Source organism: Castellaniella hirudinis, assembly GCF_042651965.1.
GTDB lineage: Bacteria > Pseudomonadota > Gammaproteobacteria > Burkholderiales > Burkholderiaceae_B > Castellaniella > Castellaniella hirudinis.
In genome coordinates this window covers 55,692-72,040 of the sequence record NZ_JBHSDY010000006.1, presented here as the reverse complement: position 1 = coordinate 72,040, position 16,349 = coordinate 55,692, and the positions used below count along the sequence as shown (strand labels likewise).

Below are 16,349 nucleotides of genomic sequence, written 5' to 3'. Positions count from 1 at the left end.
GGAATTCCTCAGGGCCGATGTGGACGATTCAAAAAGGCGATCGCAGGACCTGCGCGCCGCTCAGACGGCGCCGCGCAATTGAGCGCTGGTGCGGCCAAAGCGCCGCTCGCGCCCCCGATACCACGCGAAGGCCTCATCGAGCTGCCCGGCGTCGAAATCCGGCCACCAGCAGTCGGTGAAATACAGTTCAGTATAGGCGAGCTGCCAGATCAGGAAATTGGAGATGCGCTGCTCTCCGCCGGTGCGGATGAACAGGTCGGGCTCGGGGGCATAGGCCATGGCCAGCCGGGGCGTCAGGGCGGCTTCGTCCAGGGCCTCGGGATGCGCGGCCAGATCGGGCCGTTCAGCCAGCAGGGCCCGGGTGGCCTGCAGGATGTCCCAGCGACCGCCGTAATTGGCGGCGATGGTCAGGGTCAGCGCCGTCTGCCGGGCGGTGCGCTGCTCGGCGGCCTCGATCAGGCCGCGCAGATGGGCGTCAAAGGCCGACAGGTCGCCCACCACGCGCAGGCGCACGCCCTGGGCTTCCAGGCGGTCGACTTCTTTTTCCAGGGTGCGCACGAACAGGCGCATCAGCAGAGAGACTTCCTGGGCCGGCCGGCGCCAGTTCTCGGAACTGAAGGCGAACAGCGTCAGGTAGCGCACGCCCCGCTGGCCGCAGGCCTCGACGATGCGGCGCACGGCCTGAACGCCGCGCACGTGCCCTGCCGTACGCGGCAGCATCCGCCGGGTCGCCCAGCGACCGTTGCCATCCATGATGATGGCGACATGCCGGGGCACGTCCCCGGTCTCGGGAATGGCAAGCGTGGAAGAATGAGTTTCGATCATACGCCGTGGCGTCGCATGGACGGTCAGACCGTCATGATCTCGGCTTCCTTCTGGGTGACCAGCTTGTCGATCTCGGCCACGTAGCGGTCGGTGAGCTTTTGCACCTCGTCCTGGCCGCGGCGGTCCTCGTCTTCCGAGATTTCCTTGTCCTTGACCAGTTTTTTCAGGGTTTCATTGGCCTCGCGGCGCAGATTGCGCACGGCGACCTTGGCGTCTTCGCCCTCGCCGCGCACGACCTTGGTCAGGTCCCGGCGGCGCTCTTCCGTCAGGGCCGGCATCGGCACGCGGATGTTATCGCCCATGGAAATGGGATTCAAACCCAGATCGGATTCGCGGATGGCCTTGTCGACCGGACCTGCCATGGTCTTTTCCCAGACTTGCACGCTGAGGGTGCGGGCGTCGATCACGGTCACGTTGGCGACCTGGCTCACCGGCACGGGGGAACCGTAGTATTCGACATGCACGTGGTCCAGAATTCCGGCATGGGCCCGACCCGTGCGGATCTTGGCCAGGCTGGTCTTCAGGGCTTCGATGGATTTGCCCATGCGCTCGTCAGCCGAGCTGCGGATGTCGGAAAGACTCATGAGGATTCCTATACCTGAACCAGGGTGCCTTCGTCCTCGCCGCAGACGACGCGCCGGAGGGCTCCTGGTTTATTGATCGAAAAGACCTTGATCGGCAACTTCTGGTCGCGGCACAGCGCGAAAGCCGTGGCGTCCATGACTTCGAGGCGGCGCACGATGGCTTCGTCGAAGCTGATGCGCGAATAACGCGTGGCGTTCGGGTCCTTGTTGGGATCGGCGCTGTAGATGCCGTCGACCTTGGTGGCCTTGAGCACGATCTCGGCGCCGACTTCGGCGCCGCGCAAGGCGGCCGCCGTATCCGTGGTGAAGAAGGGATTGCCGGTGCCGGCCGCGAAGATGACGACCTTGCCTTCTTCCAGATAGCGCAGGGCCTTGGGGCGGATGTAGCGCTCGACCACCTGATCGATGTTCAGGGCCGATTGCACCCGGGTATCGACGCCGTGGTTCTTCAGGGCGTCCTGCAGCGCCAGGCCGTTCATGACGGTGGCCAGCATGCCCATGTAATCGGCCGTGGCGCGGTCCATGCCCTGGGCGCCCGGCGCGACGCCGCGAAAGATATTGCCCCCGCCGATCACCACGGCCAACTGCACGCCGAGGGACACGATGCCGTGGATTTCCTCGGTCATGCGAAGTATGGTCGCGCGGTTGATGCCGAAGGCATCGCCGCCCATCAGAGCCTCGCCCGAAAGTTTCAGGAGAACGCGCTTGTAGGCAGGAGTGGACATGCGGGATTCCTGGAAGGAAGAATAATCGTTGTAACTTGAAAGGCGCCGGGGCGCGGATGCCGGGATGCGCCCGAGCACGGTTCGGCCGTTGAGGACCGAGCCGTGCCGGCATATCCGAAAGCGGCGCGCAAGCCGTACAACGGGCAGGCAAGTGAAATGCTTGGTAGCAAAAACGCTTGCTTGCCCGACGGTTGCGCTAGAGTACTACTAAATCAGGAACCGCTGGCGGCAGCAGCGACTTCAGCAGCGAAGTCCTCGGACTTCTTCTCGATGCCCTCGCCCACCACGAACAGCGCGTAGCGGTTGATGCGGGCCGATTTTTCCTTGAGCATCTGCTCGACGGACTGCTTGTCGTTCTTGACGAAGGGCTGCGACAGCAGCGTGACTTCTTTCAGGAACTTCTGCACCGAGCCTTCGACCATTTTGGCGACGATCTCGGCCGGCTTGCCGGATTCGGCGGCCTTTTGTTCAGCGACGGAGCGTTCGGCAGCGATCAGCGCGGGATCCACGCCGTCCGCGTTCAGGGCGCGGGGCTTGGTCGCGGCGATGTGCATGGCCAGATCCTTGCCGACTTCCTCGTCACCGGCGAAGTCCACCAGCACGCCGATCCGGCCGCCGTGCACGTAGCTGCTCAGGCCGTCCACAGTGTCGAAACGCTGGAAGCGGCGCACGGACATGTTTTCACCGATCTTGCCCACCAGGTGGGTGCGCACGGATTCGACGGTGCCTTCGCCCATGGCGCAGGCGCCCAGGGCTTCCAGGTCGGCCGGATTGCGCTCGGCGGCGACACGGGCCAGATCGTTGACGAAAGCGATGAAATCGTCATTCTTGGCGACGAAGTCGGTTTCGCAGTTGACTTCGACCAGCGCGCCGGTCTTGCCGTCGGCGGCGATGTACAGGCCGACCAGGCCTTCGGCCGTGACGCGGCTGGCGGCCTTGGAAGCCTTGCTGCCCAGCTTGACGCGCAGCAGTTCTTCAGCGCGAGCCAGGTCGCCATCGGCCTCGGTCAGGGCCTTCTTGCATTCCATCATGGGCGCGTCGGTCTTTTCGCGCAGTTCCTTGACCATGGCGGCGGTGATTTGAGCCATTGTGATTTCTCCTGTTCAATCAATGCGCGCGCCGACGGGCGGCGCGCGACGAGTCCGCCGCAGACGGGCGGCGGGCCTGGACGGCGGAAGGCCGGAAATTATTCCTGGTCCTGGTCCTGCTCGACCTCGATGAATTCCTCGCCTTCGGCCAGTTCTTCGACCAGGCCGTTGATGCTTTGCTCACGGCCGGCCAGCACGGCGTCGGCCATGCCGCGCGCGTACAGGGCGATGGCCTTGGAGGAGTCGTCGTTGCCCGGGATCACGTGATCGATGCCTTCGGGCGAGTGGTTGGTATCCACCACGCCGACCACCGGGATGCCCAGGGTGCGGGCTTCGGCCACGGCGATCTTGTGGTAACCCACGTCGATCACGAACAGGGCGTCGGGCAGCGTGTTCATGTCCTTGATGCCGCCGATGGACTTGTTCAGCTTGTCCATTTCACGGGCGAACATGAGGGCTTCTTTCTTGCTCATGTGCTCGGTGGCGCCTTCGGCCTGTTGGGCTTCCATGTCCTTCAGGCGCTTGATCGAGGTCTTGACCGTCTTGAAGTTGGTCATCATGCCGCCCAGCCAGCGGCTGTCGACGTAGGGCATGCCGCAGCGCTGGGCTTCGGCGGCGACCAGTTCACGGGCGGAGCGCTTGGTGCCGACGAACAGCACGTTGCCGCCGCGCGCAGCGATCTGGCGCACGAACTGGCTGGCTTCCAGGTACTTTTCAACCGTGCGTTCCAGGTTGACGATGTGAATCTTGTTGCGCTGGCCGAAGATGTATTCGGCCATCTTCGGGTTCCAGTAACGGGTTTGGTGACCGAAGTGGACACCGGCTTCCAGCATTTCGCGCATGAGCGACATGAAAATTCTCCGAGAGGGTTTGGTCTTGTACCTGTCCAGTATCCGGGACTAACATGCAGAAAGCCTGAAACTTCAAACGGTTTTTCCACATGCAGTCCCGCACACCCTAGGGTGGTCAGGCACGCTATTTACAGCTAAGCCTATAATTCTACTATCCATCTCGTTCATACAGCAAGCACCCCATGAGCCCAGTCATCACCGATCCCCAGCAACTCGACCAGATGCGCGCCGCCTGCCAGGCCGCCGCCAGCATCCTGGATTACCTCGAACCCCATGTGCGCGCCGGGGTCACGACGGGGGAACTCGAACGCCTGTGCATGGATTACCTGACCAACACGCTGCACGTGAAATCAGCCACGGTGGGCTATGCGCCCCCGGGCTATCCGCCCTACCCGGCCTCGATCTGCATCTCGGTCAACCACGTCATCTGCCACGGCATCCCCGGTGACAAGGTGCTGAAGAACGGCGACATCCTGAACATGGACATCACCATCATCAAGGACGGCTGGTTCGGCGACACCAGCCGCATGTACTGCGTGGGCGAACCCTCCATCCTGGCCCGCCGCCTGATCGACACCACCTACGAATGCATGTGGCTGGGCATCGATCAGGTCCGTCCGGGCGCGACCCTGGGCGACATCGGCCACGCCATCCAGAAACACGCCGAGAGCGCGGGTTTTTCCGTGGTGCGCGAATACTGCGGCCACGGCGTCGGCCAGCGTTTTCACCAGGACCCGCAGGTCCTGCACTATGGCAAGCCCGGCACGGGCGTGCGCCTGGAGCCCGGCATGATCTTCACGATCGAGCCCATGATCAACGCCGGCCGCCGCGAAATCCGCACCCTGGCCGACCAATGGACGGTCGTCACGCGCGACCACAGCCTGTCGGCCCAGTGGGAACACAGCATCCTGGTCACCGACGACGGCTACGAAGTGCTGACGGTCTCGCCCGGCATGCCGGCGCCCCCTGCCTTCACCAAAGCCGCCCGCGCGGCTGCCTGACAGGTCAATGACCATGCGCCCGGGCACGCTGCCCGCCGGCGAAGCGGAACACGTCAACACCGAACCGGCGGGTTCCGACCCGCAGCGGCGGACAGTGGCCGAACTGCGCGTCCGGCTGCAGGCGCGGCAGGCCGAAGCCATCCGGGACTGGCGCCTGCACCTGCGGCCCGACACGCTGCTGACCGCTCTGCGGCGCATCGCCGACGACACGCTGCGCGGCCTGCTGAAGATCCATCCGCTGCCGGCCGGCGCCTGCGCCGCCGCCGTCGGCGGCTATGGCCGGGGCGAACTGTATCCCGGCTCCGACCTCGACATCCTGATCCTGCTTGAACGCGCCCCGGACGCCGCCGCCCGCGAACGCATCGAGCCCCTGGTCGCCGCCTTGTGGGACATCGGCCTGGAACCCGGGCTGAGCGTACGCACCCTGGAGCAATGCCGCCACGAGGCGGCCGCCGACATCACCGTCCAGACCTCTCTGCTGGAGGCCCGCTGGCTGGCCGGCGGCCGGTCGCTGTTCCAGCGTTTTCGCGCCCGGATGCAAGAGGACCTGGACCCGCAGGATTTCTATCTGGCCAAACGCGCCGAAATGCAGCAGCGGCATGCGCGCCACCAGGACACGCCCTACGCGCTGGAGCCGAACTGCAAGGAAGCCCCCGGCGGGCTGCGCGATCTGCAAGTGCTGCTGTGGCTGGCGCGCGCTGCCGGCCTGGGGCCGACCTGGACCGCCGTCGCGCGCACCGATCTGCTGACCTCGGCCGAATTCCGTTCCCTGCGGCGGGCGGAACTGGCCTTCAAGCGCTTGCGGATCGAGCTGCACCTGCTGGCCGGCCGCCGCGAGGACCGCGTGCTGTTCGACCTGCAGCCGCGCCTGGCCGAGGTCTATGGCTTCACCGACCAGCCGCACCGGCGCGCCAGCGAACTGCTGATGCAGCGCTACTACTGGGCGGCGCGCGTGGTCTGTCAGGTCAACCGGCTGCTGATGCTGGCGCTGGAAGAACACCTGTTTCCCCAACCCCAGGATGAAACCATCGCGCTGGACGCGGATTTTTGCGTCCGCCGCGGATGGCTGGCCCTGGTCCGCGAAGACGCTTTCGAGCGCGCGCCCAGCCTGCTGTTGAAGGTCTTCCTGGTGGCGCAACAGCACCCGGAACTGCGCGGAATGGCCGCCGGCACCCTGCGCGCCATGTGGCATGCCCGCCACCGCATCGACCGGGCGTTTCGCGACGATCCGGCCAACCGCCGCCTGTTCCTGGACATCCTGCGCCAGCCGCGCGGCATCGTCCATGCGCTGCGCGACATGACGATGTGGAACATCCTGCCGCGCTACCTGCCAGTGTTCCGGCGCATCGTCGGCCAGATGCAGCACGATCTGTTCCATGCCTATACCGTTGACCAGCACATCCTGATGGTGATCCGCAACCTGCGGCGCTTCACCATGCCCGAGCATGCCCAGGAATATCCCCTGGCCAGCCAGTTGATCGCCGATCTGGACGAACATTGGCTGCTGTACGTGGCGGCCCTGTTCCACGACATCGCCAAAGGACGCGGCGGCGATCATTCGCAACTGGGCGCCGCCGAGGTGCGGCGCTTTGCCCGCCGCCACGACCTGCCGCGCGAATCCGTCGAGCTGCTGGATTTTCTGGTGCGCGAACACCTGACCCTGTCCCAGGTGGCCCAGAAGCGCGACCTGAGCGATCCCCGGGTGATCCACGAATTCGCCGCCCGGGTCAGATCCCGGCGCCGCCTGGCCGCCCTGTACCTGCTGACGGTGGCCGACATCCGCGGCACCAGCCCCAAGGTCTGGAACACCTGGAAAGGCAAGCTGCTGGAAGACCTGTACCACCGGACGCTGGCGGCCCTGGGGGGCGAGCAGCCCGATACCCGGACCATCCTGGCCCTGCGCAAGGACGCCGCCGCCGCGGAAGTCCGCCGCATGGGGCTGCGCGACGACAGCCGCGAGGCTTTCTGGTCGCAACTGGACGTGGCCTACTTCCTGCGCCACGACGTCAACGAGATCGCCTGGCACACGCGGCACCTGTACCACTGCTTCCAGGGACCCGATCCGGTCGTGCGCGCCCGCGTCCTGGGCCAGAGCGAGGCCTTGCAGATCCTGGCCTACGCGCCCGACCGGCCGGACCTGTTCATGGACATCTGCACCTATTTCGACTGCCGCGGCCTGAGCATCCAGGACGCCCGCATCCACACCACGCGCCAGGGCTGGGCGCTGGACAGTTTCATCGTGCTGCTGCCGGAACACGAGCGCGACTACCGCGCCTACGCCACGCTGATCGAGCACGAGTTGCGCGCGGCGCTGGACGGCGGGCCGGCGGCGTCCCGGTCGGCGCGCGCCTCGAACCCGGGTTCGCGCCGCTCGCGGGCCTTTCCGATCCTGCCCAGCGTCGTGCTGCAACCCGATGAACAGGGCGGCAACTGGCGGCTGTCGGTCACGGCGGCCGACCGTGTCGGCCTGCTGCATGACCTGGCCCGGGTATTCGCCCGCCACGACGTGAGCCTGAAAATGGCCAAGATCATGACGCTGGGCGACCGGGTGGAGGACATCTTCGTCCTCGACGGCCCCGGCCTGGCTCAGCCGCGCGGCCAGATGCAGTTCGAGCGCCAGGTGCTGGACACGCTGGGCGCGGCGACCGATGCCGCCGCGACGGCGGTGTCGACGGCCCTACCGGCGGCTCCGGTGAACTTTATCGATCCGGCAAACTCCAAGCATCAGCCGGATGCCGTGAATGCCACGAATCCGTCCAGCCCCCCGAACCCGAATCCCTCTTCGACATGACTCTGACCCGCTCCGACCGTCTTTTGCGTCTCACCGGCCTGCTGTGCCTGGCTGCCGTGGGCTTCGCCCTGTTCTCGCAGCATGTGCTGGGCATGAAGCCTTGCGCCTGGTGCGTGCTGCAGCGGCTGATCCTGCTGGCCATCGCCGCCGTCTGCGGCCTGGCGGGCATGGGGTGGGGCTCGACCCTGGCGCGCCGCGCCGGCGCCGCCATTGCGGCTGTGCTGGCCGGGTGCGGCATCGTCGCCGCCTGGTATCAATACAGCGTGGCCGCGCAGATGTTCTCCTGCGCGCAGACCTTCGCCGACCGCTTCATTTCAAGCTCAGGGCTGGACGCCGCCCTGCCCTGGCTGTTCGGCATCTATGCAAGCTGCATGGACGCCCGCGTCACTCTGCTGGGCGTGGAATACGCGCTGTGGGGCCTGATGCTGTTCATCGCCTGCGCCGTGCTGGCGCTGGCCGCGCTGCGACGCGCCGCCCGAAACTGATTCAGCTTTCCTCTGCCGGTGCCACCATGGCGCCGGAACGCTGCGGCAGGCCGCGGGAGTTGCGCAGCAGCTCCAGATAGGCTTCGTCGATGTCGCCGGTGATGTAACGGCCATTGAAGCAGGACGACTCAAAGGACCGCATGGCCGGGTTCAGGTCCCGCAGGGATTGCTCCAGGTCGTCCAGGTCCTGGTAGACCAGGCCGTCGGCGCCGATCTCGCGGGCGATCTGCGCCTCGTCCCGTCCAGTGGCGATCAGTTCGGCCTGGGTCGGCATGTCGATGCCGTAGACGTTCGGATAGCGGACCGCCGGGGCCGCCGAGGCGAAATAGACCTTGTTGGCGCCCGCCGCCCGCGCCATGTCGACGATTTCGCGGCTGGTGGTGCCGCGCACGATCGAATCGTCGACCAGCAGCACGTTCTTGCCGCGGAACTCCATGTCGATGGCGCTGAGTTTCTGGCGCACGGATTTCTTGCGCACGGCCTGGCCGGGCATGATGAAGGTGCGGCCCACATAGCGGTTCTTGATGAAGCCTTCGCGGTAGTTCAGGCCCAGTCGCGCGGCCAGTTGCATGGCCGAAGGGCGCGATGAATCCGGAATCGGCATGACCACGTCCAGATCGCCCAGGCGCAGGGTCTTGGCGACCTTGTCCGCCAGGTATTCGCCCATGTGCAGGCGCGCGTCATAGATCGAGATCCCGTCCATGACGGAATCAGGCCGGGCGAAATAAACGTATTCAAAGACGCAGGGCGTCTGTTCCAGGCCGGGTTCGGCGCAGGCTTCGGCGCTGAATTCACCGTCCTCGGTGATGACGACGGCCTCGCCGGGCGCGATGTCGCGCACCAGGGAAAAGCCGCTGCCGGTCAGCGCCACGGATTCGGAGGCCAGCATCCATTCGGTGCCGGACGGGGTGTCGTTGCGGCCCAGGCACAGGGGCCGGATGCCGTGCGGGTCGCGGAAAGCCACCAGGCCAAAGCTGCTGATGTTGGCGATGACGGCATAGGCGCCCTTGGCGCGACGGTGCACCGCGCGCACCGCCTGGAACACCGCGTTGGCATCCAGGGTGACGCCGTTGGAGGCCTGCTGCAGCTCGTGGGCGAAGACGTTGAGCAGGACTTCGGAGTCGGAATTGGTGTTGATGTGGCGCCGGTCGTGCTTGAACAGGGACTCGCGCAGTTCGCGCCAGTTGGTCAGGTTGCCGTTGTGCACGAAGGTGATGCCGAACGGCGCATTGACGTAAAAGGGCTGGGCCTCGTCCACGCTGGCGCTGGAGCCCGCCGTGGGGTAGCGCACCTGCCCCACCCCGCTGTTGCCGGGCAGCGCCCGCATATTGCGCGTGCGGAACACGTCGCGCACCAGGCCATGGGCCTTGTGCATATTGAAGAACTGATCGTGCGCGGTGGCGATGCCCGCCGCGTCCTGGCCCCGATGCTGCAGCAGCAACAGGCTGTCATAGATCAGTTGATTGACGGGGCCGCGCCCCATCACACCCACGATTCCGCACATAAGAATGAATTCCGGCTAATAGGGAAGCAGTTCCGCCACCTGGGTCGGCAGCAGCGATTTGACGTGTTGAAAACCCCGGACGGCGGCGTCGGACGTGCGCGCGTCCCGCCACCAGGGTTCTTGAGGAAGCTGGGTGTAGCCCGCCAGCCCCACCAGGGCCAGGACCAGGACCACGCCGCGCACCGCGCCGAACACGGCGCCCAGGCCGTGATCGGCCGGCGTCAGGCCGGTGCGATCCACCAGGGCGCCCAGCGCCATGTTCAGCAGGCCGACCATCAGCAAAGCCATGATGAAGACCGCCCCGTAGGCGGCCAGCGTGCGCAGCAGGCCGTTGTCGATCAGGCCCAGCAGCCAGTCCGACGCCGCCGGCCCCCACCAGATGGCGGCCACGAAGGCGGCGATGTAGGCGACCAGGGACAGGACCTCGCGCAGAAAGCCGCGCAGCAGGCCGATCAGGGCCGAGACGGCCACAATGGCCAGGACGAAGTAGTCGAAGCTGGTCACGTGCCGGAGGTCATGGGCGGGAAATCATTCGCCGGCCGTCATTTGCCGGAGATCAGGCCGTTCTGGTAGCCCAGCGCCCGCAGCCGGGCCTGGGCCGCCTGAGCGGCCTCGTGGGAACCAAAGGGTCCCACCCGCAAGCGATAGACGGTGCGGCCGTTGGACTGGCCGCGTTCGACATAGGCGTCGGAGACGCCGGCCTGGCGCAGGCTGTCGCGCCGCGCATTCGCGTCCTGTTCGGTCGTGTAAGCGGCAACCTGTAGGTAATAGCGGCCTGCGGCAGCGGGCTTGGGCTTGGCGGGTTCGGCGGCGGGCGGCGCCTTGCCGGACAGCAGCGCCAGCGCGACGGAACCGTCGTCGGTGCGGTCGGCCGGCTTGGCGGCAGGTTTTTCCACAGCGGCCCGATCAGCAGGTTTGGGCTTGGCGGGCTCGGCGGCCGGTTTTTCGCTGGACGGCTCGGGCTGGGTCCGGGCGGGCGGTTCGGGCGCGGCGGTGACTGCAGGCGGCGCGAGCCGGGGCGGTTCGGACGATTGCGACGGATCGGCGGGTTCGACATCACCATCGCCGGATGCGGCAGCCAGCGGACCAGGATTGCGCTCGGCGTCGGTGGGGGCGGAATCCGGGGACGCGGTATCCGGCGAAGGAGCGGGCTCGGTCGCCGGCGGCAGGCCGGCCACCGGCGCGGGCACCACGATCGGCGCGTGCGCGTCGTCGGGCACGGGTTCGTCGAACAGCCAGGGGACGACGATGAAGGCCGCCAGCACCAGCGCCAGGGCGCCGATCAGGCGGCGGCGTGCTTTGACGCGCAGTTCACGAAGCTGGGCCTCGGTCCCGGCGGATCGTGCCGGTGCGCGTTGTCCCGTTTCGGTTCCCTTGCGAAAAAACATCGTGCAGCCAACCCATCAAAAGTGGCGGATCGGCCTGCGGGTCCGATCAGGACAGGACATCCCGGCCTTCGTGGCGCAGGACATCGAGCACAGGACCGACCGTGGCAAACGATCCGAACACAAGGATTCTATCATTGTCGGTCGCCTGCTTTCGGGCCTCGGCAAAGGCTTGTTCCGGACTGTCATAAGTTGAAACCTGAACATCCCGGACGGCCGCCGCAGGCCGGGGCGCGGCCCGGACGCCGGGCTTGTGCTCGCCCGAAGGCCGGGCGATTTCGCTGGTCTGGGCGATGAAGGGATCCACGGCCGCCTGTTCGCCGCTGATGCGGCGCACGATGCCGGCCAGTTCCTCTGCGGTGGTGCCGCGCGGCCCGCCCAGCGTGGCGCACAGCCAGCGGTCCACCCGCCGCGACAGGCGCGACAGCGTGGTTTCGATGTCCTTGTCGTGCAGCATGCCGACCACCGCATAGGTGTGCGGATAATGACCCATGCTGTCCAGATTCTGACCCAGCGCCGACGCCGCGTGCGGATTGTGCCCCACGTCCAGGATGGTGGCCGGCAGGCCGGGCAGGATCTGCATGCGGCCCGGCAGGCTGACGTGCAGCAAGCCCTGGCGCACATCCTGCTGGGTGACCACCAGACGGTCGCGCAGGGCTTCCAGGGCGGCCAGGGCGGCCGAGGCATTCAGCAACTGATTGGCGCCGCGCAGCGCGGGATAGCCCAGCGCGCTGCGGCGCTGCGCGCGGCCGCCATAGGCCCATTGCTGGCGATCGCCGGAATAGTTGAAATCGACCCCGACGCGCCAGAGGTCGGCGCCGATGGCTGCGGCATGATCGATCACGGTCTGCGGCGGCACCGGGTCCGCGCAGATGGCGGGCCGTCCGGGGCGGAAGACGTGGGCTTTCTCCAGGCCGATGGCCTCGCGGGTATCGCCCAGGTATTGCGTATGGTCCAGGTCCACGCTGGTCAGGATGGCGCAGTCGGCGTCGAGCAGATTGACTGCGTCCAGCCGGCCGCCCAGGCCGACTTCCAGCACCACGACGTCCAGGCGGGCGGCCTGGAACAGCAGCAGCGCCGCCAGCGTGGTCATCTCGAAATACGTCAGGGTGACGTCGCCGCGCGCGGCCTCGATGCGTTCGAGCTGGGCCACGATGTCCGCGTCGCCCGCCTCTTGCCCGTTCACGCAGATGCGCTCATTGAAGCGCAGCAGATGGGGCGAGGTGTATTTGCCGACCTTGTAGCCCGCGTTCAGCAGGATGGACTCCAGCATGGCGCAGGTGGAACCCTTGCCATTGGTGCCCGCCACGGTGATCTTGACGCAGTCCAGGGACAGGTCCAGGTGATCGGCCACGACGCGGATACGGTCCAGGCCCAGATCGATGGCTTTCGGGTGCAGGGTTTCGAGATAGGCCAGCCAGTCGGCGAGCGCGGCGCCCGGGGCGGGAGCGGAAATGGACATGGAGCGGGAATCAGCAGTGAAGACGACAAATGAGAAACGGCAGGTGCCGATATTAGCACCTGCCGTTTCGGGAGACACCGAACATCCCTGTTGCCTGCGTAACCTGCAAGTTAGCAAGGACTCCGGCCGCCGGGCCGCCCCAAGGCCGGGGGGCCCCCTCGGGGGGCAGCAAGCGGCCGAAGGCTGCGCAGCGTGGGGGCTACTTTTTACGGACGGGAGGCACGTCCGTGCAATGGCCGTCCGCGACCTCGGCGGCCATGCCCACCGACTCACCCAGCGTCGGGTGCGGGTGGATGGTCTTGCCGATGTCCACGGAGTCCGCACCCATCTCGATGGCCAGAGCGACCTCGCTGATCAGATCGCCCGCGTGGGTGCCGACGATGCCGCCGCCCAGGATGCGGCCGGTTTCCGCGTCGAACAGCAGCTTGGTGAAGCCCTCGTCGCGGCCGTTGGCGATGGCGCGGCCCGAAGCCTGCCAGGGGAACAAGCCCTTCTTGACGGCGATACCGTCTTTCTTGGCCGTTTCCTCGGTCAGGCCGACCCAGGCCACCTCGGGGTCCGTGTAGGCCACCGAGGGGATCACGCGGGCGTCGAAGAACGCCTTGTGGCCGGCGATGACTTCGGCGGCCACGTGGGCCTCGTGCACGGCCTTGTGCGCCAGCATGGGCTGACCCACGATGTCACCGATGGCGTAGATGTGCGGCACATTGGTGCGCATCTGCTTGTCCACGGCGATGAAGCCGCGGTCGGACACCGCCACACCGGCGTTTTCCGCGCCGATCTTCTTGCCGTTGGGCGAACGGCCCACGGCCTGCAGCACCAGATCGTAGCGCTGGGGTTCCTTGGGGGCGGCTTCGCCCTCGAAGGTGACCCAGATGCCGTCTTCCTTGGCCTCGGCCCCCACCGTCTTGGTGTTGAGCATGACGTGGTCGAAGCGCTTGGCGTTCATCTTGTCCCAGACCTTGACCAGGTCACGGTCCGCGCCGGTCATCAGCGTGGGCAGCATTTCCACCACGTCCAGGCGGGCGCCCAGCGCGGAGTACACCGTCCCCATTTCCAGGCCGATGATGCCGCCGCCGACGATCAGCATGCGCTTGGGGATCGACTTCAGCGCCAGCGCTCCGGTCGAATCGACCACGCGCGGGTCGTCCGGCAGGAACGGCAGTTTCACCGACTGGCTGCCGGCGGCGATGATGGCCGAAGCGAACTTGACCGTGGTCTGACTGCCGTCCGCCTTGGCCACCGTCAGGTGGTGCGGATCCGCAAAAGCGCCCACGCCCTGGATGACCGTGACCTTGCGGGCCTTGGCCATGCCGGCCAGGCCGCCGGTGAGCTTGCCGATCACCGAGTCCTTGTAGCCGCGCAGCTTGTCCAGGTCGATCGTCGGCTCGCCAAAGGTGATGCCGTGAGCCGCCATGGTCTTGGCTTCTTCCAGCACGCCGACGGTGTGCAGCAGCGCCTTGGACGGGATGCAGCCGACGTTCAGGCAGACGCCGCCCAGGGTGGCGTAACGTTCCACCAGGACGACCTTCAGGCCCAGGTCCGCGGCACGGAAGGCGGCCGAATAGCCGCCGGGGCCCGCGCCCAGCACCAGGACGTCGTATTCGCCGTCGGCCGCGCCGGAAAACTGCGCGGCGACCGGAGCCGGCGCGGCAGGCGCAGCCGCCGCAGGCGCGGCAGCAGCCGGTGCAGGAGCGGCCGGAGCCGCGGCAGCCTCGCCGCCGGCCGCTTCGATGCGGACCACGGCCGTGCCCTGGGCAACCTTGTCGCCCAGCTTGACGAGGATTTCCTTCACCACCCCGCCCTGCTCGGCCGGGATCTCCATGGAGGCCTTGTCGGACTCCACGGTGATCAGGCTTTGCTCGGCCTGGATGCTGTCGCCCACATTCACCAGGATCTCGATGACTTCGACCGAGTCGAAGTCGCCGATGTCGGGGACGTTCAGATCGATGAGACTCATGCGATCCCCCTTACAGGATGATGCGGCGGAAGTCCGCCAGCAGGCCCGCCAGATAGGCGTTGAAGCGCGCGGCGGCGGCCCCGTCGATCACGCGGTGATCGTAGGACAGCGACAGCGGCAGCATCAGGCGCGGCTGGAAGGCCTTGCCGTCCCAGACCGGCTGCATGGCCGAGCGCGACACACCGAGGATGGCGACTTCGGGCGCGTTGATGATGGGCGTGAAGTCCGTGCCGCCGATCCCGCCCAGGGACGAGATCGAGAAGCAGCCGCCTTGCATCTGCGAGGGCGAGAGCTTGCCTTCGCGGGCCAGCGCGGCGAGTTCGGAGGTTTCCGCCGCCAGTTCCATCACACCCTTCTTGTCGGCGTCCCGGATCACCGGAACGACCAGCCCGTTGGGCGTATCGGCCGCGAAGCCGATGTGGAAGTAGCGCTTGAGCACCAGGGTGTCGCCGTCCAGCGAGGCGTTGAATTCCGGGTGCTTCTTCAGGGCTGCGACCACGGCCTTGATCAGGAAGGCCAGCATGGTGACCTTGGCGCCGGACTTCTTGTTTTCCGCGTTGAGCTGCTGGCGCAGGGCTTCCAGTTCGGTGATGTCCGCCACGTCGTTGTTGGTGACGTGCGGGATCATGACCCAGTTGCGGTGCAGGTTGGCGCCGGAGATCTTCTTGATGCGCGACAACGGCTTGGATTCGATCTCGCCGAACTTGGCGAAATCGACCTTGGGCCAGCCCAGCACGCTGAAGCCGCCGCCCGCCGGCACGGTCGAGCCCACGGGGCTCGCGCCGCCGGTGGCCAGGGCCTGCTTGACGTAGGCGCGCACGTCGTCAATGAGGATGCGGTTCTTGGGGCCGCTGCCGGTGACCTGAGCCAGGTTCACACCCAGTTCGCGGGCGAACTGGCGCACCGAGGGCGAAGCGTGCGGCAGATCGCGCAGGGGCACGTCGGCCTCGGCGAAAGCCGCCGTCGGCGAGGTGCGCGTCGGCGCGGCAGAAGCCGGTGCCGGCGCAGCGGCGGCGGGCGCAGGCGCCGGGGCTGCTGCAGGGGCCGGCGCGGCAGCCGGAGCCGCAGCGGCAGGCGCGGCGCCGCCGGCGGCTTCCACCACCAGGATTTCGGTGCCCTGGGAGACCTTGTCGCCCAGCTTGACCTTCAGGGCCTTGACCACCCCGGCGACCGAGGCCGGGATTTCCATGGAGGCCTTGTCGGATTCCACGGTGATCAGGCTTTGCTCGGCCTGGATGGTGTCGCCCACGTTCACCAGGATTTCGATGACTTCGACGGTGTCGAAGTCGCCGATGTCGGGCACGACCACGGACTGCTCGCCGCCCGCGGCGGCCGGCGCAGCCGGAGCCGCAGCCGCAGGCGCGGGAGCCGGAGCGGCCGCCGGGGCCGGCGCAGCAGCCGGAGCCGAAGCGGCGGGGGCGGCGGCGGCTGCGCCCGAAGCCTCGACCTCCAGGATCACCGAGCCTTCGTTGACCTTGTCGCCCAGCTTGACCTTGAGCGCCTTGACCACCCCGCCCTGCGAGGCCGGGATCTCCATGGAGGCCTTGTCGGATTCGACCGTGATCAGGCTTTGTTCAGCCTCGATCGTATCGCCCACGGCCACCAGGATCTCGATCACCTCGACCGAGTCGAAGTCGCCGATGTCGGGGACCTTGATTTCCACGATATTGCTCATGTTGTTCGTCCTC

Annotated in this window: 13 protein-coding genes and 1 pseudogene; 3 read left to right on the top strand and 11 right to left on the bottom strand. The window is 67.0% G+C overall.

What is annotated here, in order from left to right:
- Positions 1-60 precede the first annotated feature (60 nt).
- From uppS to rpsB, 5 genes are all read right to left on the bottom strand, one after another.
- A complete protein-coding gene (gene uppS / locus ACFO0J_RS10625) occupies positions 61-825 on the bottom strand; it encodes a polyprenyl diphosphate synthase (protein WP_376813055.1) in 765 nt (254 codons plus the stop codon).
- Between the two features lie 23 nt (positions 826-848).
- Complete coding sequence (gene frr, locus ACFO0J_RS10620; RefSeq protein ID WP_376813054.1) at positions 849-1,409, bottom strand: ribosome recycling factor; 561 nt, start codon at positions 1,407-1,409, stop codon at positions 849-851.
- 8 nt (positions 1,410-1,417) lie between these two features.
- Positions 1,418-2,134 carry a UMP kinase gene (gene pyrH, locus ACFO0J_RS10615; RefSeq protein ID WP_376813053.1) on the bottom strand — a complete coding sequence of 239 codons (717 nt, stop codon included), beginning with the start codon at positions 2,132-2,134 and terminating at the stop codon, positions 1,418-1,420.
- A gap of 212 nt (positions 2,135-2,346) precedes the next feature.
- Positions 2,347-3,222 (bottom strand): translation elongation factor Ts, encoded by an 876-nt coding sequence (tsf, locus tag ACFO0J_RS10610; RefSeq protein WP_376813052.1) that lies wholly within the window; start codon positions 3,220-3,222, stop codon positions 2,347-2,349.
- Between the two features lie 98 nt (positions 3,223-3,320).
- Entirely contained in the window at positions 3,321-4,073 is a 753-nt protein-coding gene (gene rpsB / locus ACFO0J_RS10605) for a 30S ribosomal protein S2 (RefSeq protein ID WP_376813051.1), read from the bottom strand.
- 182 nt (positions 4,074-4,255) lie between these two features.
- Between rpsB and map the strand changes: the two genes are divergently transcribed.
- From map to ACFO0J_RS10590, 3 genes and pseudogenes are all read left to right on the top strand, one after another.
- The gene (gene map / locus ACFO0J_RS10600; RefSeq protein ID WP_376813050.1) at positions 4,256-5,074 is read left to right on the top strand and encodes a type I methionyl aminopeptidase; all 819 of its coding nucleotides are present in this window, start codon (positions 4,256-4,258) and stop codon (positions 5,072-5,074) included.
- A gap of 7 nt (positions 5,075-5,081) precedes the next feature.
- A pseudogene (locus ACFO0J_RS10595) lies at positions 5,082-7,709 on the top strand ([protein-PII] uridylyltransferase); the annotation flags it as partial.
- A 158-nt stretch (positions 7,710-7,867) separates the two neighbouring features.
- Positions 7,868-8,350: a disulfide bond formation protein B gene (locus tag ACFO0J_RS10590; protein ID WP_376813238.1), complete on the top strand. Its 483-nt coding sequence runs from the start codon at positions 7,868-7,870 to the stop codon at positions 8,348-8,350.
- A 1-nt stretch (position 8,351) separates the two neighbouring features.
- Here ACFO0J_RS10590 and purF read toward each other — a convergent pair whose 3' ends face one another.
- From purF to aceF, 6 genes are all read right to left on the bottom strand, one after another.
- Complete coding sequence (gene purF, locus ACFO0J_RS10585) at positions 8,352-9,854, bottom strand: amidophosphoribosyltransferase (RefSeq protein ID WP_376813049.1); 1,503 nt, start codon at positions 9,852-9,854, stop codon at positions 8,352-8,354.
- 15 nt (positions 9,855-9,869) lie between these two features.
- Positions 9,870-10,358 (bottom strand): CvpA family protein, encoded by a 489-nt coding sequence (locus ACFO0J_RS10580; protein ID WP_376813048.1) that lies wholly within the window; start codon positions 10,356-10,358, stop codon positions 9,870-9,872.
- Between the two features lie 38 nt (positions 10,359-10,396).
- Positions 10,397-11,242 (bottom strand): SPOR domain-containing protein, encoded by an 846-nt coding sequence (locus tag ACFO0J_RS10575; protein ID WP_376813047.1) that lies wholly within the window; start codon positions 11,240-11,242, stop codon positions 10,397-10,399.
- Positions 11,243-11,288: 46 nt separating this feature from the next.
- Positions 11,289-12,701: a bifunctional tetrahydrofolate synthase/dihydrofolate synthase gene (folC, locus tag ACFO0J_RS10570; protein WP_376813046.1), complete on the bottom strand. Its 1,413-nt coding sequence runs from the start codon at positions 12,699-12,701 to the stop codon at positions 11,289-11,291.
- A 199-nt stretch (positions 12,702-12,900) separates the two neighbouring features.
- The gene (lpdA, locus tag ACFO0J_RS10565) at positions 12,901-14,661 is read right to left on the bottom strand and encodes a dihydrolipoyl dehydrogenase (protein WP_376813045.1); all 1,761 of its coding nucleotides are present in this window, start codon (positions 14,659-14,661) and stop codon (positions 12,901-12,903) included.
- Positions 14,662-14,671: 10 nt separating this feature from the next.
- A complete protein-coding gene (gene aceF, locus ACFO0J_RS10560; protein WP_376813044.1) occupies positions 14,672-16,336 on the bottom strand; it encodes a dihydrolipoyllysine-residue acetyltransferase in 1,665 nt (554 codons plus the stop codon).
- Between the last annotated feature and the right edge of the window lie 13 nt (positions 16,337-16,349).